This is a genomic window from Acinetobacter sp. AHP123 (genome assembly GCF_023757925.1).
In the GTDB taxonomy this organism is placed as follows: Bacteria; Pseudomonadota; Gammaproteobacteria; order Pseudomonadales; family Moraxellaceae; genus Acinetobacter; species Acinetobacter oleivorans.
This window is the reverse complement of the sequence record NZ_CP092454.1, coordinates 3,981,469-3,999,808: the sequence shown is the minus strand read 5'-3', so window position 1 is coordinate 3,999,808 and position 18,340 is coordinate 3,981,469. Positions and strand designations below refer to the sequence as shown.

The 18,340-nt window shown below is 39.9% G+C and carries 18 protein-coding genes; 8 read left to right on the top strand and 10 right to left on the bottom strand.

Features of this window, described 5'->3' with window-relative positions; translation table 11 throughout:
* From MJX77_RS18925 to fliP, 4 genes are read left to right on the top strand one after another with little or no spacing between them, the layout of a single operon-like run.
* Positions 1 to 735, top strand: a complete 735-nt coding sequence (locus MJX77_RS18925) for a flagellar motor switch protein FliM (RefSeq protein ID WP_252060184.1) — start codon at positions 1 to 3, stop codon at positions 733 to 735.
* Positions 736 to 738: 3 nt separating this feature from the next.
* Positions 739 to 1,053, top strand: a complete 315-nt coding sequence (locus MJX77_RS18920) for a FliM/FliN family flagellar motor switch protein (RefSeq protein WP_252060182.1) — start codon at positions 739 to 741, stop codon at positions 1,051 to 1,053.
* A gap of 1 nt (position 1,054) precedes the next feature.
* Positions 1,055 to 1,372, top strand: a complete 318-nt coding sequence (locus MJX77_RS18915) for a hypothetical protein (protein WP_252060180.1) — start codon at positions 1,055 to 1,057, stop codon at positions 1,370 to 1,372.
* Positions 1,365 to 2,093 (top strand): flagellar type III secretion system pore protein FliP, encoded by a 729-nt coding sequence (gene fliP, locus MJX77_RS18910; protein ID WP_005299402.1) that lies wholly within the window; start codon positions 1,365 to 1,367, stop codon positions 2,091 to 2,093. Before MJX77_RS18915 ends, fliP begins: the two co-directional genes overlap by 8 nt.
* A gap of 54 nt (positions 2,094 to 2,147) precedes the next feature.
* Here the strand turns inward: fliP and MJX77_RS18905 are convergent, their stop codons facing one another.
* Complete coding sequence (locus MJX77_RS18905) at positions 2,148 to 3,608, bottom strand: coniferyl aldehyde dehydrogenase (protein WP_252060178.1); 1,461 nt, start codon at positions 3,606 to 3,608, stop codon at positions 2,148 to 2,150.
* A gap of 129 nt (positions 3,609 to 3,737) precedes the next feature.
* Between MJX77_RS18905 and MJX77_RS18900 the strand changes: the two genes are divergently transcribed.
* Complete coding sequence (locus MJX77_RS18900) at positions 3,738 to 4,808, top strand: AraC family transcriptional regulator (RefSeq protein ID WP_252060176.1); 1,071 nt, start codon at positions 3,738 to 3,740, stop codon at positions 4,806 to 4,808.
* Positions 4,809 to 4,823: 15 nt separating this feature from the next.
* Here the strand turns inward: MJX77_RS18900 and MJX77_RS18895 are convergent, their stop codons facing one another.
* The 9 genes from MJX77_RS18895 to MJX77_RS18855 form a co-directional block, all read right to left on the bottom strand.
* Positions 4,824 to 5,720, bottom strand: coding sequence for a DMT family transporter (locus tag MJX77_RS18895; RefSeq protein WP_252060175.1), 897 nt, complete (start codon positions 5,718 to 5,720; stop codon positions 4,824 to 4,826).
* A 144-nt stretch (positions 5,721 to 5,864) separates the two neighbouring features.
* The gene (locus MJX77_RS18890) at positions 5,865 to 7,616 is read right to left on the bottom strand and encodes a tannase/feruloyl esterase family alpha/beta hydrolase (RefSeq protein WP_252060173.1); all 1,752 of its coding nucleotides are present in this window, start codon (positions 7,614 to 7,616) and stop codon (positions 5,865 to 5,867) included.
* A 33-nt stretch (positions 7,617 to 7,649) separates the two neighbouring features.
* Positions 7,650 to 8,039 carry a PaaI family thioesterase gene (locus MJX77_RS18885; RefSeq protein ID WP_057106433.1) on the bottom strand — a complete coding sequence of 130 codons (390 nt, stop codon included), beginning with the start codon at positions 8,037 to 8,039 and terminating at the stop codon, positions 7,650 to 7,652.
* A 40-nt stretch (positions 8,040 to 8,079) separates the two neighbouring features.
* A complete protein-coding gene (locus MJX77_RS18880) occupies positions 8,080 to 8,616 on the bottom strand; it encodes a DUF3237 domain-containing protein (RefSeq protein WP_252060171.1) in 537 nt (178 codons plus the stop codon).
* A gap of 56 nt (positions 8,617 to 8,672) precedes the next feature.
* On the bottom strand, positions 8,673 to 9,923 hold the full coding sequence (locus MJX77_RS18875; protein ID WP_252060169.1) for an OprD family porin: 1,251 nt from the start codon (positions 9,921 to 9,923) through the stop codon (positions 8,673 to 8,675).
* 82 nt (positions 9,924 to 10,005) lie between these two features.
* Positions 10,006 to 11,145, bottom strand: coding sequence for an acyl-CoA dehydrogenase family protein (locus MJX77_RS18870; RefSeq protein ID WP_252060168.1), 1,140 nt, complete (start codon positions 11,143 to 11,145; stop codon positions 10,006 to 10,008).
* Between the two features lie 74 nt (positions 11,146 to 11,219).
* Positions 11,220 to 13,106, bottom strand: a complete 1,887-nt coding sequence (locus MJX77_RS18865) for a feruloyl-CoA synthase (RefSeq protein WP_252060166.1) — start codon at positions 13,104 to 13,106, stop codon at positions 11,220 to 11,222.
* A gap of 82 nt (positions 13,107 to 13,188) precedes the next feature.
* Positions 13,189 to 14,640, bottom strand: coding sequence for an aldehyde dehydrogenase (locus MJX77_RS18860; RefSeq protein WP_252060164.1), 1,452 nt, complete (start codon positions 14,638 to 14,640; stop codon positions 13,189 to 13,191).
* Positions 14,641 to 14,677: 37 nt separating this feature from the next.
* The gene (locus MJX77_RS18855; protein WP_171249425.1) at positions 14,678 to 15,517 is read right to left on the bottom strand and encodes a p-hydroxycinnamoyl CoA hydratase/lyase; all 840 of its coding nucleotides are present in this window, start codon (positions 15,515 to 15,517) and stop codon (positions 14,678 to 14,680) included.
* A gap of 248 nt (positions 15,518 to 15,765) precedes the next feature.
* Between MJX77_RS18855 and mhpT the strand changes: the two genes are divergently transcribed.
* The 3 genes from mhpT (at position 15,766) to MJX77_RS18840 (ending at position 18,340) form a co-directional block, all read left to right on the top strand.
* Positions 15,766 to 16,998, top strand: a complete 1,233-nt coding sequence (gene mhpT, locus MJX77_RS18850) for a 3-(3-hydroxy-phenyl)propionate transporter MhpT (protein ID WP_013198528.1) — start codon at positions 15,766 to 15,768, stop codon at positions 16,996 to 16,998.
* A gap of 70 nt (positions 16,999 to 17,068) precedes the next feature.
* Positions 17,069 to 17,524 (top strand): MarR family winged helix-turn-helix transcriptional regulator, encoded by a 456-nt coding sequence (locus MJX77_RS18845; RefSeq protein WP_049837756.1) that lies wholly within the window; start codon positions 17,069 to 17,071, stop codon positions 17,522 to 17,524.
* A gap of 123 nt (positions 17,525 to 17,647) precedes the next feature.
* The gene (locus tag MJX77_RS18840; RefSeq protein ID WP_198306774.1) at positions 17,648 to 18,340 is read left to right on the top strand and encodes a GntR family transcriptional regulator; all 693 of its coding nucleotides are present in this window, start codon (positions 17,648 to 17,650) and stop codon (positions 18,338 to 18,340) included.

Here is an 18,340-nt window from a genome sequence, read left to right as displayed (position 1 = left end):
ATGCAATATGCTTTAGGTTTTTTAACTAAGAAACAAAAAGAGCAGTTAATTAATAAGATTAACGAGCCAATTTATAATTGGTGTCAAGATTGGATAGAGCGTGAAAAGAAACCAACGATTTTTCTTAAAAACTTTTCTGATTATTATCAAAGCCTTGTAGTTAATAATGGCGTTTTTGCTATAGATGAAATAAATTCAGTATTTTTTTTAGTAAAAAGCCCAAATGATTTTTTGAAGTTTTTTTTTAGAGAAATAGGAAGTTGTCTTCCTTTAGATAATATATCAAATTTTTTAATTGAGAATGCAATATCTGATTTATTATATAAAATTGATAATAATAAAAAAGATATTGCTGAATTGAGAAATATAACAGATATAAAGTTTTTAGGAATTCCTGTTGTTGTTGAAATTAATTTAGATTTTGGTAGTGTTGAATTAATATTGGATTCTAATATGCTTAAAAGTAATAAGCAGTTAGATCAATTAGTTGCAGATAATATTTTAAACCCCGTTACTATTAATAATGAAGTTACTTCATTATCTATTAGTTTTTCATTAGATAAACTCTCAATAACTGACTTTCTTGATTTACAAGTAGGTGATGTTATTAAGTCGAAACATTCAATTGTTGAGCCATTCAATGTAATGAGTGGAGATAAGGAAGTGGCTGTGGGGTTTTTAGGACAATCGGAAAATCAATTAGCAGTTTTGTTAAGATCCAAAGAAGAGAAATAGACAGTGACAACACAGATCAATGATATAAATTTACCTAGTTTAGATGGGCAGAATAATGAAAGCTCTAAAGACTTATTAGAAAATAAACTATCTATAGTAGATCATGTCGAAGTTGAATTAGTTGTAGAAGTGGGGAGTGTAAAGTTAACTGTAAGTGATTTATTTAATTTGAAACAAGGCAGTACTATTAAATTAGATCAGTCAGTTGAAGAGCCTTTAAAGCTTTATCTTAAAGATCGTTTAATTGCATATGGAAAACTTGTTGCTGTTGACGATGTATTGGGTTTTCAAGTTACTGAAATAGTAAATAGTTTTTGATATGATGTTTAAGCAAGACAATATAATTTCCTCTGAATATATATTATATGTATTGGGAATTACGATAATACTATTGTTAGCTACTTATTTAATTTTATTTTTTTTCAAAAAGAAAATTATTTCAAAATTTGAGCTAAATCCGGTGCTTAATCGTAAATTGGAAGTCCAAAAAATATCATCGAAAACCACTTTATATATCTATGATAAAATAGATTATGATGTGATTATTGTTGAATCAGATCAAAAAGTTTCTGTTACACATGTTCCTAAACGCATTGAAAATAAAGTCTCAAATGATGAGCAGAGTACTAATGTATAATCAATCATTAAGTAAAGTATTAATCGCTTTGCTCTGTTCATTTTTAAGCATAAGTTGTTTTGCTCAAGAAAGTTCTAAGCAAGTTGATATAGCTAACTTAATGAATCCTACATCAACATTTGTTTCTTTAACACTTTTAAGCTTTATTCCTCTAGCAATGATAGCGACAACTACATTTATTAGAAATGTAATTGTATTGTCAATCATGAGGCAAGCTTTAGGATTGCAACAAACTCCACCCAATATTGTATTAATTTTATTATCATTTTTCTTGATGATGATTGTAATGGGCCCTTCATTTGAAGTAATTAATAATACAGCCTTTCAACCTTATCTTGAAAACAGAATATCATTGCAAGACTTTTTTATGAAATCGTGGGAACCTTTAAAGGCTTTCATGATTACTCAAACTCATCAATCAGATATTAAATTAATTTATGAGCTGTCCAAGTCTTCACTTCCAAATGATATAGCTGCTATTTCACCAATTAAATTAATACCTGCTTTTATGTTGAGTGAACTCAAGATCGCTTTTCAAATAGGGTTTGTAATTTTATTACCATTTTTAATTGTAGATATTATCGTTGCTTCTATACTTATGTCTTTAGGCATGATTATGGTTCCACCAGTGACTATTTCATTACCTATAAAATTACTTCTTTTTCTATTAATTGATGGGTGGAGTCTTCTTTTTGAAGTGCTGATTAAAAGTACTCATTAAAAGATATTTTCTAAAGTTGGAAAAAGCCTCATGACGAGGCTTTTTTCATAATCTTTATTTAATATTTGGATCGCCTTTTTTCAAGAAAAAGCGAATCGCTAGTTTTTGTAGGAATGTTCCATAAGGAGGGTGGAAAAGCTGAGTTGGGAAGAACCGATGGCGAATAAAAACCGTTTTAGCATGTGAAAGTTCACGGAAACCTTCTTCACCATGATATGACCCCATGCCTGAGTTTCCGATACCCCCGAAAGGGGCATCATGGTTGACTACATGCCAACCCCAATCGTTGATGGTCACACCGCCCGAATGAGTTTCACGTAAAATACGATCACGTTCTACCGAGCTATGTGTAAAGAAGTAAAGCGCTAAAGGTCGTTCATCCGATTTCACATAGGTAATCGCATCATCTAAAGAATCATAAGCCACTACAGGTAAAATAGGGCCAAAGAGTTCTTCTTTCATAATGCGCATGTCTGGCGTGCAATTCAGCACAATCTGTACAGGCATTCTACGGCCTTGTTGGTCAAAGCTATACGTGTCGCAAGGAATAACGCGTGCACCTTTTGCTTGTGCATCGGTCAAAATATCTTGAATACGTTTTAAATGACGGTCATTCACAATCGATGTGTAATTTTCATTGTTCGTGATGTTTTGACCAAACATTTTTATAAAGCTGGATTTTGCTGCATCCACAAATTCATCAATACTTTCTTTTGGAACCAACGCATAGTCAGGTGCTACACAGATTTGACCACTATTAGTTGCTTTGCCATGGGTAATACGTTTTGCCGCATCGGTAAGCGGGTAGTTGCGGCTTACAATTGCAGGTGATTTACCGCCTAATTCGAGAGTAACTGGAGTTAGGTTTTCAGCAGCAGCTCGCATGACAACTTTGCCAATCGCAGGAGAGCCAGTGAAGACAATATGGTTAAATGGCAAAGTGGTGAATCTAGCTGGATCTGTAATTTCTTCACCAAAAACCGCCACTTCATCTTCATTAAAGACTTCAGCCAGCATGCGTCGTAGCATTGCGTTGGTATTTGGGGTAATTTCAGGCAGCTTAATCATGACTCTGTTGCCCGCAGCCAAAGCAGCAATGAGTGGGCCAAGTGCTAAATAAACGGGGAAATTCCATGGAACAATCACGCCAACCACGCCTTTAGGTTGGTATTGCACACTTAAACGGTTTGATAAAAATAAAAGCTCGGTACGGCGTTTACTTGGACGCATCCAGCGTCGTAAATGATGAATCGCATGATCTACTTCTAAAACTGAGCCAAGCAAATCGAGTAATTTGGATTCATCATGAGATCTTGAGCTAAAGTCAGCATTAATCGCAGCAGCTAAAGCATCTTGATAACGAATAATTTGCTTTTTGAGTTGATGCAATTTTGTGCGGCGTGACTCAAGACTTGGGTAGGGATCTGCCTCAAAATTGGCACGTTGTTTGGAAAAAATAAGTTCCATATGTTCTGTGGCAGAGCCGCTATATTCTTTTAAAGTGGAGCTTTCCATTATTGTTCCTTCCATACTTTTGCTTATCATACTTTATGCTTGAAGCGTCGTATGGTCGATGTTAAATTGAGACAACAAGAGGTAGTTTAGTGCCATTATGCACGTCACTCTAGGGATGGTGTGAGTTAAATGCCTAAAAATATTTATAAAAATGCAAATAGTGTTATTGAAGGAAATTATGATAATACATCCTTAGGTTCGAATGCATATTTGCTAGGTTTGACCAGTTTATTTGATGAAATGGGTTCGCAAGGCCATTCAATATCAGAAGTTCTGTCTGGCACAAATATTTCGCCCGATACGATGAATCAATCCTCTTTATATATTTCTCAAGTCCAAAAAATTCAGCTATTTCAAAATATTCAACGTCTATCAAATGATCCACTCATTGGACTACGCGCGGGGCAAAAGCAGCGTTTGTCAGATTTCGGGGTATATGGCTATGCACTATATTCTTCTCGTAATTTTAGACAAGCGGTAGAGCTTGGCATTCGACACATTAAGCTTGCAGGGCCTATTTTAAAGAAGTCTTTTTATATTCGAGATGATGTTGCGATTTTTGAAGGTCAGGACATTATTGCACTGGGTAAGCTTCTGCCTTTGGTGTGCGAGTTTTGGTTTAGCTCCATGCAGACCTTAATTGAACGTGTGCTTGAAGGACCATTTCAAGCGAAGAAGCTTTTATTGCCCTATCCAGCACCTGACTATGCAGAAGAATACGAAAAAGTGTTTCATTGCCCAGTTCAGTTTAATGCTGGAGTGATGCAATGGCACTTTGATTTAAAATGGCTCGATGTACCTTGCCCAAATGCCAACCCGATTACCGCGGATATGTGTAAGTCATTTTGTGAGCGGATGCTTGGTGCAGCTGAACTTGAAGAGCCTGAGTTGGTGAAAACGATTCGTTTAATATTGTTAGATGGAACAGGACTTTTTCCATCAGCTCAAGAAATGGCTGAACGGTTACATATGTCAAAGCGTACCTTACATCGGCGCTTGGCAAGTTTTGATTTAACCTATCAAGAACTGTTAGATGAAACTCGGCGCCGTCTTACAGATGAATATTTACGAGAAACCACTTTAACCGTAGATGAAATTGCTGAAAGAATTGGCTTTTCAGATACCTCTAATTTTAGAAAAGCCTATCGTCACTGGACAGGCATTTCACCAAATGAGTATCGAATACAGTACCTAAATTAGATTAAGGTTTGTTTGTTATTTAAATCGAGAGAGTAACTTTTTCTGCAAAAATGGATTACAGAGCAAAATGGCAAATAAAATAATAAATATACCGATAATGCTAAACAGATCCGGTAATTCATGCCAAAAAACAAATCCCCATATTCCTGCAAAAATAATGGCAATGTAATTCATGGGGCCAATTTGTCCTGCTGGCGCTAAGCTATAAGCATAAGACATAAATAGTTGACTAATATTAGCTAAAAGTCCTGCGGCAATCAGTAGGCTTAATTCGTGCCAAGTGAAAATACGCCAATGCCAGAACATCGGAATAGAGGAAATTAAACTACCAAAAATACAGAAATAAAAAACGATACGCTCAGGTGGTTCTGTACTGGTTAAAGCTCTTACAGTCACAAAAGCCATTGCTGATAAAAAGCATGCACCCAAGCCAATAAAAGATAGTGCATTAAATAAACCTTGGTCGGGTTTAGCGACAAATAAAACCCCAACGAGCCCAATAACAGCAGCAAAAATCATCGATTTGGTAATTTTTTCTTTTAAGAAAAGCCATGCAATCAGTGGAATAAAGATAGGAGATGAATAACTAAAAACCATGGCATTTGATAGTTTTAAGTTCGCAATGGCATAGAAAAAACCATACATTGCGGCAAGACCGACTAGACTTCGCCAAGTGTGCATCCAGAGTTTATCGGTTTTAATAAAGTCTAAACCCTGTTTAAACAGCATCGGAATAAAAATAAATAAACCTACTGCATTTCTAAAAAACACGACGGTCGCATTGTCCACTGTTTCTGAAGCAAAACGAATGCACACTCCCATAATGGAAAATAATAATGCTGATGTCATAAGACAAAGCAGTGCTTTTCCAAGTTGAGTCGAGGGGAGATTTGGAGCAGTCTGATTTTGCATAGAGAAATGAGTTTTTGGTTTTCGGTGTTATCTTAGCAGTGATGCAGGCATTGGATGAAATATCATTTGATAATGATTCAATAGTGATACTTAGTAAAATAAAAAAGAGAGCCTAGGTCAGCTCTCTTTTTATCTTATTGGATGTTATTTACAGCTAAAGTTTTCAGCTTTTTCGCTATCACCTTGACCATTGTAACGAGCAATCAGTGGGTAAGGACAAAGTGGGCGGGTACGGTCTGGTGCCCAGTCTTGTGGAAGCTCAGTATTCACTTGTCCACTCGGGTTACCTGCGCCGCGTGCGGTCGCAATGATTTTGTCAGGTGCTTGGCCATATTCGACCCAGTTAACTAAAGCAGTCAATGCGTCAAATTGGTCGGTCGCAATGCCATCACGGGTATGGTTCATGCCCGGAACTCTAAAGAAACGTGCAAATTCAGGTGCTGTACCTTTTGCATCATTTTTATAGTGTTGGAGTAGTTGATCGTACCAATTTTGGGTGTCATCTACAGAGAAAACACCGTCTGCTGTGCCTTGTACCACAATCATTTTTCCACCGTGATTGCGGAGTTTATCTAGATTAAGTTCATCGGGTGGCATCATGAATGACATCGAACTTTCTGTGTACACATCATTGGTTGCGGATAGTTTTGGATAGTCGGTATCGAAGTTAAAATTAAAGGTAAATTGTCTAGAGTTTTGAGTCACAGTTGGGTCTGGCGGAACCTGAAAAAGAATGCCAACGGCAACGGGGTCACGTGCTGTTCCCACTGAAGATTCGAATTTCCAGCTTGCCCAGTTACTGCCGACTAAACCGGGGTCGAAAGGCTGGGTTGCATAGAGCGTTTGTCCAGCAGAGTTTACAGGACCTCGGTAAATGTTGGCTAATACATCAATTTGTTCGGTACTTAGGCATGTACCATCTCTTGTGCTTGAGCAAACAGGTACATCTTTGTGAATATCAAAAGCTGTACGACAAGCCTCGACATCTTGAACCAAGCCATCTGCAACACCGTCTGGAGCATCGCATCGATCTAAAATCGCTTTTGCTAATACTTTGCGCTCTGAAAGAGTAAGGGCGGTACTTAAATCATTTTCATCTGTTGCGACACGACGAAGCTGCTGGGCTGTGTAGAGTTGAGCCGCTGCCGCACGAGGTAGGTGAAAACCCGGTGTACTTGCCAAAATTCCATCATATTGATCACCCAAACGAGTTGCAGCAATCATGGCATGACGACCACCATTTGAAGTGCCACCTGCATAGGAACGATCTGGTAATTTACCATAGGCGGCTTTAATTAGGTTTTTTGCCATAGGCGTGAGTGTGGTAATTGCACCGTAGCCGTAGTTAATTCTAGCTTGAGGGTCTAAGCCAAACATTGGATTTTGTGAAGCGTTATGTCCAGCGTCGGAGGAAATAACAGCAAAACCATCATGTAGAGCATTGGTGAGTGGGCCACCACTACCGACCTGACCTGTTGCAGGAACTAAATTACCATCGGTTCCGCCATTGCCTTGATAGAGGAAACGACCGTTCCAGTCTATTGGTAAGCGCATTTCAAAACCAATTTGATAGGTTTGTCCATCGACAGGGCTTATACGTTGATCCATATAACCTTTGATCAAACAATGAGCGCCAATCGGTTTATTAGCGACAGTCAATGTGCCTGCCTCTTGAAGGGTAGCTGAGCTAATGACCGTATTGTTGTATTGAAATCCAAGTAAGTCTGAACAGCTTCCTGTCATTTTTACGCCAACAGCAGGAGATAACTGTGGTGGTTTATTTGTAGAAGGAGCCGATGTGTCATCATTATCACTTCCACAGCCTGCCAAAGCACCAAGCATGGCAAGCACTAAAGCGGAGCGGGTCAAAATTCGTTTATTGTTGATGTAATTCATTTATTCATATCCTTATTGAATGAATGTTTGCAATTAATCTAAAACCAGAAAATTAGCTGTGCTTCGTGCAATCATTTTGTTGTTTTGCCAAGCTTCACTTTCAAGATTCAGTACAGTTTTGCCTTGTTTAATGAATCGGCATTTTGTAATGACTTCGCCCACAGCACAGGGCCTTAAAAAATCCATCGTTAAGTTAATGGTAGTAGCTGGTTTACGGTCATTGGCGAGATATGCAAAAAGTCCCATCACGTCATCAAGCATGGCGCAAATCATGCCACCTTCAACGGTGCCGCGTGGATTGGTAAAACTTTCTAGCGCCGTGTAGTGGATGGTGAGTTCAGTGTTCTTATCATTCCAATAAATATTGTGTCCACCCAAATGATGGTGGATGGGTGGTAAGTGTTCTAAAGTTTTTTGATCCATAATGAAGGGTCCATCCTTTTTGTAGGTGTTATAAAAATTATTATTTCAGGGTGTAGGCATCATAAATAACCGCTTTGCCCAAGCGCATTGCACTACCTACCGCAACGGTCTGGTTAAGCCATGAGTATTTAGGTGAGCTGGTTTCAAACTGCATGGTAATTTTGAAATAGTAATTTTTTGGGTCGACATCTTTGCCTTGAGCAAGCTGTTTTAGCGTGTCGGCCGAACCATGTCGGTAACCTTTGGTTTGAAGATAAATAAGTGCACCGTCATCGGTTTCTAACAAGTATCGCGTATCAATAATTGCTAGTCCTTTACTGTCAACGATTTGCCAATCTGCGCCATTATTTAAAATGCGGCCCTTAAGTGATTTCCCTTCAAATGTCCCACCTGTAATGGGAATAATTCGGCGCTTACCTGCATCACTGGTGGTGCCTAACTCCCAAACAGGCGCATTTAGATCAACACTGAATTTTGCTAAAGGCTCAAGCTGAATAGGTGGCGGGCTATATTGTGTTTCGGCATGAGTCAGGCTAATGAGACAAATTCCGCAGAGTAGCGTTACAACTTTCTTCATGATGAATTTCCCGAAATAAAAAGAGGTTCTATGTGTGACAGAACCTCTGGTTTTAATTATTTAAATTTCCATGTGTAGTCGATGTTGAGACGGGTTTCGTTTACAGGTTTGATATTGGCTGTAGAGAGCATGTTGTTGTCATAAATGGCATAGCGCGCGCGTAACCCTAAATTTTTTAACCAGCCACTTTGAATGGTGTAGCCTAAATCAAAGTCTGTTTCTCGCTCTTTTAAATTGGTTCCCCCTAAGTTGGGTGCATAAATATTGTGACCTGTGGTGTAGCGGGTCATGAAACGTAAACCCGGTACATAATCTTTAAAGTCATATTCATAACGGAAGCTATAGGCCTTTTCTTTTGGGTTTAAAAACTCACCCGGCCATGTATCAATGAGTAGACCCGTTTCACCTCCCGTTAAATACGGAAAAGCGGTGTCGCCATGATGTTGGAAGGTTCCAAAAATAAATTTATGGTTTTGATGTTTGAGTTCGAAATGCGCATGATAGAGGTCATTATCGACTAAGCCTGCTTTTGCTTGTCCGTCATCTCGGCTGCGGTAGTAACGTAATTGCGAGCTAAAATTAGTGGTGTCATTAATTTTGTGTTGATGTAAGGCACCGACCATGGTTTGGTTATAAAGATCGTCAACGTCCATGTAAAAAGCGGTGAGTTTGAGTGCGGGATTAAACTGATAGTTTCCACCTAAATAATAGAGGCCATCAGTTTCGGCACTTTTAAAACGTCCATTTACGCCTGAAATTTTAATTTTTTCATAGTTGGTCGAATCACGATGATTCACTTTATCGAGGTAGGCCGCTTGTAAATCAAAATCTTTAATATCTTTACTGGTCAGTGAAATTCCTCGATAGGTTTGAGGAAGCAAACGAGCAGGTGAAGCTACTAAAACTGGGTTCATCGGCATTAGGGTACCAATGCGTAGCTCGGTCTGGCTCATTTTCGCTTTTGCTGTGACCCCAATTTCGCCATAAGAGTCAGCAGGTTCATTGGTACGCGTGTCTCTAGGTAAGTTTCCTGTACCGCCATGCTCTGCGTCGGCATCGAGTTTAAAACCCGCCGTTGCAAGTACATCCAGTCCAAAACCAACAGTCCCTTCGGTATAACCTGAATTGGCTTTAAGAATAAAACCTTGTGTCCAGTCCTTGGCAGCAGGGTAAGCAGATTGCTCTTGATAGTCGCGGTCAAAATAGAAATTTCGTGTGGTGAGTTCTACTGAACTGTTGTCAATAAAATTGCCAGCCCACACTGAACCAGAGAGCATGAGGGTAGAGTACATCCATAATTTCGACATAGCATTTCTTCCTGAAATAACATTTTTTTGTTTTAAACAAGGGATAGTTGTTGTGTCTGCCTTGTTTGGTTTTTAAATCGAATTATTTTCCGAGCAGTTCTCGGGCTACGATTTCTTTCATAATTTCATTGGTTCCCCCATAAATTTTTTGTACCCGTGCATCCACAAAAAAGCGTGAAATTGGGTATTCCTGCATATAGCCATAGCCGCCGAAAAGCTGAAGTAATTGATCAATCACTTCACATTGGACATCGGTAATAAAGCACTTCAGTGCGGCAACTTGAGTGACACTTAACTGGTGTTGTTGATAAAGCGCCGCACATTGGTCTACAAAGGCTTGGGCGGCTTTGGCTTTGATTTGCGCGTTTGCAAGCACAAAGCGTGTGTTTTGCATTTGACTTAAAGGTTGTCCGAAAGCTTTGCGTTCCAAAACATAGTCTTTAGTAATTTCAATGGCGCCTAAAATTGACCCCAACGCCATCATTGAAATGCTTAAACGTTCACGAGGTAACTCTTGCATTAAATAAGCAAAGCCTTGTCCTTCTTCACCTAAACGCTGAGTTGTAGGCACATAAACATCATCAAAAAATAGTTCGGCTGTATCTTGAGCATGGAGCCCGATTTTTTGTAATGAACGGCCTTTTTTAACGCCGTCTAAAGCAGCATCAACTAAAAAAATTGAAATGCCTTTTGCTTTAGCTTGCGGATCAGTTTTCGCAACCAGAATGATCAGATCGGCATGCAAACCATTTGAAATAAAAGTTTTTGAACCATTAATACGGTAATGATCATTTTCTAAAATCGCTTGAGTGCGTATGGCCTGTAAGTCTGAACCAGCATTCGCTTCGGTCATGGCAATTGCAGTGACGACTTCACCTGTCACCATTTTCGGTAACCAATAGCGTTTTTGCTCTTCAGTTCCAATATTTTGCAGGTAAGGAGAGACCAACTCATTTTGCCCGCCAATGGCAACCGCTAAAGATGCAAAACCAGCTTGAGCAGTTTCTTGAACCAACATGAGTGAGTAGTGCACAGGAGCGCCGTAACCGCCATATTCCTCGGGCACATCGACACACAAAAAGCCATTTTCCCCAAGACGAAGCCACAGATCACGCGGGATGAGGCCATCGTGTTCCCACTGTTCATAATACGGAGCAACCTGTTCTTTTAAGAACCTGCGATAGCTGTCCCGAAATAGTTCAAATTCTATATCATGTGGCATGTTGAACCTTTTTTAGGCAAAAGTGAGGCTGTAGCTCAAACCGAAATTTGAGCTTCCTTTTTTATTTCAATTGCTTATTGCTTTAAGGTGGGCACCCGAATAATCAGCGGGTTATCAGTCTGCTTTTGATAAAGTTCATCAATTAAAGCTGCACGACGTTTCGTAATACTGCTTTGATTGAGGTTGCCTTTATCGGTCACTTCGCCGGCATCGAGTTGAGGTGGCTCGGTCATTAAATAAAGCATTGAGACTGTATTTGAGCTGCCAGTCGCATCTTTATTAAAGGTCGTTAAAAATTGGCGGAACCATTGTTGGACTTTAGGATGCTGCAATATCTCTGCTGCAGAATGTTCACCAAGCTTAAGACCTGCATATTGAGCACAAGCATCTAGTTTTGGAAAAATCAAAAAGCCAACCGCATTCAGGTTTGAACCAGTAATACAAACATCTTGAACCAGTAAATTACCTTGAATCAGTACTTTGTTGCGTAGTGTGCCCACATTCACAAAAGTACCCGTATTGAGTTTAAAGTCTTCAGCAATTCGTCCGTCGTACATGAGACCTTTAGTTGGATCATTCACATCGACTAAACGAACAGCATCACCCGTATGGAAAAAGCCTTCATCATCAAACACAGTGCTTTGCTGGTCTGCCTTTAAGCGCCAATAGCCTTTCATAACATGTTTGCCACGAACGCAAAACTCTAGTTTGTCACCACATGGCACCAGCTTGATTTCGCATCCCGGAGCAGGGTAACCAATAAAGCCAGCCATCACGCGTGGACCAGTGGTAAAAGCACAAGACGGAGCAGTTTCGGTCATACCTAATCCGCTCATAATGCGAATTTTTTCTCCGCAATGTTGCTGAGCAATTTTATCGAGTCTGTTCCAGCCCGCTTCTGAAAGCGCGGCACCTGCAAAGAATAGAATTTTAACTTTGGCAAAAAAGCGGTCTCTTAATTCTTCATCTTTTTCTAAAGCTTCGGTGAGTTCTTCCCAACCTTTTGGCACATTTAAATAAACGGTTGGAGAAATTTCTTTCAGATTACGAATGGTTTCGTCAAATTTTCCTGCAACGGGTTTGCCATCATCAATGTAAATAGTACCGCCGTTATAGAGCGCGATGCCGACATTGTGACTGCCACCAAACGTGTGGTGCCAAGACAGCCAGTCGAGTAGGACAGGTGGTGTTTCTTCAAACTCCGGGAAAGTCTGCAACAACATTTGCTGATTAACACACAACATTAAATGCGTGGTCGGCACAGCTTTAGGCAATTTGGTTGAACCTGACGTAAATAAGAATTTGGCAATTTGGTTTTCATCAAGGGTTTGATAAAACTCTTGAACATTTGAAACTGGCGTATCTAATAGCGACTGAAAAGATGTGCAAATCTGATCGCCCACAATCCCTTTATTGGTTACCACTTCAATATCAGGCGTAATACATGCCTGAATCGCTTTGGCAAAAGCTTGTCCATCGCTGGCATAGACCATCCCCGGTGTCAGCATTTCAAACACATGTTTAAGTTTGCCAAAGTCTTGAGAAATCAGAGAATAGGCAGGGGAAATAGCAGAGAAAGGCACACCTGCCAGCATGGCAGCCATAGACAGTGTTAAATGTTCGAGATCATTACCACTTAAAATGACCAGAGGTCTTTCTTGGCTTAACTTACGGTCATGTAATGCCTGAGCAATGTGCCATGCACGTTGTAAAACTTCTGCATAACTCAGTTTGACCCATTCACCTTGAGCATTGCGTTTTGCTGCAAAAATATGGTCTGGTTTAGTTTGTGCAAAATGAATTAACCGATCTGTCAGTTTTTGTGGATACGGTTTTAATTGCTCTTTTGGGCTGATATAGAGCGTGTCATCTTTATGGTGATAATGAATATCATGTTGCCCTAATTTTACGAACCGTTCGCGGTCTTGTGATTGAGTGGCATTCATTTGCATTTCTTTCACTCCATGGAAAGCGCATCACTGCGCTTTATTTTTTTGCATCATGCAATTTTTATTTAATATGTTGTTGTCTGCATTACCCTGACTAAATCGGGTAATGACGCGATTGGGTTTGAATAGTAATCCAGCGTAGTTCGGTAAATTCGGCAACGGAGACTTTACTACCAAAACGTCCGTAACCACTCGATTTGGTTCCGCCAAATGGCATTTGAGCTTCGTCATGTACGGTTGCGCCGTTAATGTGACAAATACCCGAATCAATCTGTTGAGCGACTTCTAATGCCTGTGAAATATTTTGGCTAAACACTGCTGAAGAAAGACCGAACTCGCTGTCATTTGCCAGTGCTATGCCTTCTTCAATGCTTGAAAAACGTTGAACTGTGCATACAGGCCCAAATGATTCTTCGCGGTAAAGCAGCATGTCAGGTTTAATATTGAGCACCAGCGTCGGTTGCATGGTGGTGTCTTCAATATGAATACCTAAAGGTAAGTCAGCACCTTTGTTTTGAGCATCTTCCAACAAATGCTGAATACGGTTTGCAGCGCGGCGACTTTCTAAAACACCGAGTACATTGTCTTTTGAGGTTGGATTACCTGCTCGAATAGAGCGAGTTTTTTCAATCAGTTTTTCAATAAATTGGTCGGCAATTTTGTCTTGAACCAAAACACGTTCGGTCGACATACAAATTTGCCCCTGATTAAAGAATGCTCCAAAAGCGACTGCATTTACAGCTTCATGAATGTCAGCTTCATTTAAAACCACGACAGGGGCTTTGCCACCCAATTCAAGTAAAACAGGTTTTAAATATTTGGCAGCAGTCTCGGCAATAATTTTTCCGACTTTGGTTGAACCGGTAAAATTAATGCGCTTCACGGCTGGATGAGAGACTAAACGCTCCACGATTTGTGGTGCATCTTCAGCGGCATGCGTAATCACATTGACCACACCTTCACCCAGACCTGCTTCATGTAACACTTCACCAATGAGACGATGTGTTGCTGGGCAGGCTTCCGATGCTTTTAATACCACCGTGTTTCCACAAGCCAAGGGCATTGCAAGCGCACGTGTTGCCAAAATCACAGGGGCATTCCAAGGTGCAATTCCTACAATCACACCACAAGGAACCCGCACACCCATTGCAATATTGCCCGGTACATCTGACGGAATCAGACTTCCGTCAATTTGTGTGGTCATGGCTGCGGCCTCACGTAACATGTTGGCAGCAAGATGAACGTTAAACCCATACCATGTTGCAGTTGAACCTGTTTCTTGCATTCCAGTTTCAATGAATTGCTCGGTTTTTTGGTCCATTAGATCAGCTGCTTTTAACAAACGTAAGCGACGTTCGGTAGGCGAGAGTTTCGACCATACTTTGAAAGCTTGTTGTGCCGAGTCTATTGCACGATCAACATCTTCCAATGTTGCAGCAGCGGCTTTAGTTGCCACTGATCCATCAATAGGACTGATACGCTCAAAAGTTGCCTGATTTGATGCATCAACAGATTGACCGTGAATAAGTAACTGTACATTTTGCATGGGTTGTGTCCTTACATTGCCATTAGAGAATCAAAAGTTAACCAGTACGTTTATAGCTCTGTAAACCCGGTTTAATTGATTTTTCATCTAAAAATTGTTTCAAACCTTCTTGGCGACCATTTTCAGTATCGCGGTGGATACATTGATCAAGTTTGGCATATAAGTAGTCTTCGTTTTGATCCCAAGTGAGTTCACGACAACGCTTAAATCCATTTTTAGCTGTACGAAGAACCACAGGGTTTTTCTCAAGTAGACAGTTTGCAAGCTCAGTCACTTCTGCTTTTAACTGGGCAAGTGGTACGCTTTTATTTACAAGGCCCATCGTTTCAGCTTCTTTACCGCTAAAGGTTTTACCCGTCATGATGTAATACAAAGATGCACGATGACCAACAGTGTCTGCCATTGCTTTACTTACAAGGTTACCCGGTGGGATGCCCCAGTTAATTTCAGATAAACCGAAAGTTGCTTCATCTGCTGCAATTGCGAGGTCACAAGCCACTAAAGGTGAGAAACCACCTCCAAAGCACCAGCCGTTGACCATAGCAATGGTTGGTTTTGAATACATGCGAAGAAGTTGCCACTGCCAACGGCATGAGTCGCGGCGAATGCGTTCTTGATAAATTTCAGGCTGCGTATCGACTTCACGAAAATATTCCTTTAAGTCCATTCCCGCTGTCCAAGAATCACCTGCACCTGTTAATACAAGCACACGTGCATTTTGATCAAGTTCTATTGCTTCAAGCACATCAATCATTTCACGATTGAGTGTCGGGCTCATGGCATTTTTCTTTTCTGGGCGGTTTAGTGTTACCCATGCAATTCCATCTTCAACTTTAACATCTACTGTTTCCCAGCGGTTTTCATAACTCATCTTCATACTCCTTGAATGATTTTTAGCTGTTCTGGGATTTAATTTAATATCAGTTAAACTTACATTCAAGTCTTTTTTATAAAATTTCATAAATATTTTATAATTCATTGTATTTTAAATATTAATTAATTTTATTGTTGATTTAATATAAAAATATGTTGATTTTTTAGTAAGTTTAACTGATATTTTTGGTGTGTTTAAACAATAATACACAAAGGGCTAAATGGAACGACTAGTCAATAAGGGATAACACAATGGAAAAGATATTAGGACAGTCTGCAAGGGCAAAAATCACGTTGCTATTATGCTTTGCAATAGCAATTTTTGAAGGTTTTGATCTTCAGTCAATGGGGGTAGCCGCTCCAAGAATGCGGGCTGAGTTTATGTTGGACAATGGCCAGATGGCGTGGGCATTTAGTGCTGCAATTTTAGGAACACTACCAGGTGCCATATTAGGCGGTAGATTTGCAGATATTGTCGGGCGTAAGAAAATTCTGATTTTTAGTATTTTACTTTTTGGAATTATGTCTTTGCTAACGGCTTATGCTGCTAACTTTAGTTTGCTCTTACTCATTCGTTTTTGTACTGGTTTAGGAATGGGTGGGGCACTTCCGATGATGATTACACTGGCATCTGAAGCTGTACCTGATAAATATAAAGGTACTGCTGTCAGCATCATGTATAGCGGTATTCCTTTTGGAGGATTACTCACTTCTGTTGTTGCCATGTCGTTGGCAGGCGATGCAGAGTGGCGTCATATTTTCTATATTGGTGGGATTGCGCCTATTTTACTCATTCCACTGATTATGCGCTTTTTACCTGAGTCAAATGACTACCTGCAACGAAAAGGTCAAGCGCAAAAAACGACTCCATTCTTGGAAGTTTTATTTGCGAAAGAACGTCGTATGTCGACCATTCAGCTTTGGGTAAGTTTTTTCTGTACGCTCGTTGTACTGTATTTCTTATTGAATTGGTTGCCATTGCTGATGGGTGCGCAAGGCTTATCGAAACTTCAGGCAAACTATGTGCAGATGGGCTATAACGTGGGTGGAATTTTAGGTTCGATTCTCATGGGTGTATTGCTGGATAAGTTACGCATGAGTTTTGTGATTAAACTGATTTATCTCGGCATTTTATTTTCGCTTTGTTGTTTAGCGATATCCCCAACCGTTGCTTTACTTGCACTTTCGGCAGTAGGTTGTGGTTTATTCATTGTGGGCGGACAATCGGCATTATACGGTTTGGCTGCCATGTATTATCCAACCGAAATGCGTGGAACAGGTGTAGGTTCAGCGGTTGCAATTGGGCGTATTGGTTCTTTTGCAGGACCTTTAATGGCTGGTTTTTTACTCTCGCTTGGCCAAAGCTCGACCATTGTGATTGGTTCAAGCATTCCGGTGATTTTAATTGCAGCGATCTCTGCATTACTTCTTGTCAAAAAACCTAAACAGCCTGTACATTTAGTACAAAGCTCAGGTGCTCGCTAAGTTTTAACGAAAGTATGGGGTTAGTGCCTCATACTTTCACTACAGATTTTCTTATGATGATTGAAAGGTTATGGTACGTTCGAATTTAGTTCAAAAAAAAGTAGAAGATGAGCCTAAGTTAAGTTACATGATTGCTCGTGTTGACCGAATTATTAGTAAACATTTAACAGAACATTTAAAAGAGCTTGAGATTACCTTGCCGCAATTTACTGCGCTTTCTGTTTTAGCTTCAAAAAGTAATGTATCCAATGCCAAACTTGCTGAGCGCTCTTTTATTAAGCCGCAATCGGCCAACAAAATTTTGCAAGATTTACTGGTCAATGGTTGGATTGAGAAAAAACCAGACCCAACACATGGTCGCCGTATTTTAATTACCCTGACTGAAAGCGGTGTCGAAAAGCTAAATAAATGTAATGAAGTGGTTTTAAAAGTTGAAGAAAAAATGCTTGAAGGCATTGATATTAACTTGGCTTATTTAATCCGTAATAATTTGGATATTATGGTTAATAATCTTAAAAACCTTTAATGAAAGGTAGTTTGCAATTTAATTTATTAAACTTAATAGAAATGCTTAAGCACTGATTCACACAGAAAATTTATTTCATTTTACAAATGAACTTGCTAGCATCGAAGTGACGTTTTTGGTGATGTGTGGCAGCGAATGTCTTCAGGACAACAAGTTTTACTTAAACTAAGAAAAATGATTATTTCAGGGGAACTTGAAGGCGGTGCCAGAATTGCCGAAATTCCGACTGCCGAGTTACTTGGTGTTTCAAGGCAGCCTGTTCGTATTGCCTTTCGCTTGCTCGAGCAAGAAGGCCTCCTCATTAAAAACCCAACTCGTGGTTACACGGTTCGTGAAATTTCAGAACAACTTGTTCATGATGCACTTGAAGTGCGTGGTGTGCTGGAAGGATTAGCTGCGAAAACTTTGGCAGAACAAGGCTTAAGCGAAGAGCAGAAAAAGACGCTGCAACATTGCATTCAAGAAACTGAAAAACTATTTAATGATAAAGACGAGTTTGGTGATGCTGAACTAGAACGTTATCACCATTTTAACGTCATTTTTCATGACACGATTATTGAGGGCGCGCAAAACGTCGCACTCATACAAGCCTTAGCAAAAAACAACCAATTACCGATGGCTTCTGCTCAAGCTATTACCTATGACCAGAATCAAGCTTTGTCAGAATATCGCCGTTTGCACTATGCACATTTACAGCATTGTTCGATTTTTGATGCGTTGGTACATCGTCAGGCAGGGCGTGCTGAAACTTTAATGCGTGAGCACAGTAGTGTAGTGATTTTGGGTGAAACGCTAAGAAATGTTCTCAGCGTTTAA

What these genes read in the sequence shown, in the direction of transcription:
- MJX77_RS18915 (WP_252060180.1), top strand. Translation starts at nt 1,055, where the DNA reads ATGATGTTTAAGCAAGACAATATAATTTCCTCTGAATATATATTATAT.
- MJX77_RS18880 (WP_252060171.1), bottom strand. Translation starts at nt 8,616, where the DNA reads ATGAAGAAAGTTGTAACGCTACTCTGCGGAATTTGTCTCATTAGCCTG.
- MJX77_RS18900 (WP_252060176.1), top strand. Translation starts at nt 3,738, where the DNA reads ATGCCTAAAAATATTTATAAAAATGCAAATAGTGTTATTGAAGGAAAT.
- MJX77_RS18885 (WP_057106433.1), bottom strand. Translation starts at nt 8,039, where the DNA reads ATGGATCAAAAAACTTTAGAACACTTACCACCCATCCACCATCATTTG.
- MJX77_RS18875 (WP_252060169.1), bottom strand. Translation starts at nt 9,923, where the DNA reads ATGTCGAAATTATGGATGTACTCTACCCTCATGCTCTCTGGTTCAGTG.
- MJX77_RS18890 (WP_252060173.1), bottom strand. Translation starts at nt 7,616, where the DNA reads ATGAATTACATCAACAATAAACGAATTTTGACCCGCTCCGCTTTAGTG.
- fliP (WP_005299402.1), top strand. Translation starts at nt 1,365, where the DNA reads ATGTATAATCAATCATTAAGTAAAGTATTAATCGCTTTGCTCTGTTCA.
- MJX77_RS18860 (WP_252060164.1), bottom strand. Translation starts at nt 14,640, where the DNA reads ATGCAAAATGTACAGTTACTTATTCACGGTCAATCTGTTGATGCATCA.
- MJX77_RS18895 (WP_252060175.1), bottom strand. Translation starts at nt 5,720, where the DNA reads ATGCAAAATCAGACTGCTCCAAATCTCCCCTCGACTCAACTTGGAAAA.
- MJX77_RS18855 (WP_171249425.1), bottom strand. Translation starts at nt 15,517, where the DNA reads ATGAAGATGAGTTATGAAAACCGCTGGGAAACAGTAGATGTTAAAGTT.
- mhpT (WP_013198528.1), top strand. Translation starts at nt 15,766, where the DNA reads ATGGAAAAGATATTAGGACAGTCTGCAAGGGCAAAAATCACGTTGCTA.
- MJX77_RS18870 (WP_252060168.1), bottom strand. Translation starts at nt 11,145, where the DNA reads ATGCCACATGATATAGAATTTGAACTATTTCGGGACAGCTATCGCAGG.
- MJX77_RS18905 (WP_252060178.1), bottom strand. Translation starts at nt 3,608, where the DNA reads ATGGAAAGCTCCACTTTAAAAGAATATAGCGGCTCTGCCACAGAACAT.
- MJX77_RS18845 (WP_049837756.1), top strand. Translation starts at nt 17,069, where the DNA reads ATGGTACGTTCGAATTTAGTTCAAAAAAAAGTAGAAGATGAGCCTAAG.
- MJX77_RS18925 (WP_252060184.1), top strand. Translation starts at nt 1, where the DNA reads ATGCAATATGCTTTAGGTTTTTTAACTAAGAAACAAAAAGAGCAGTTA.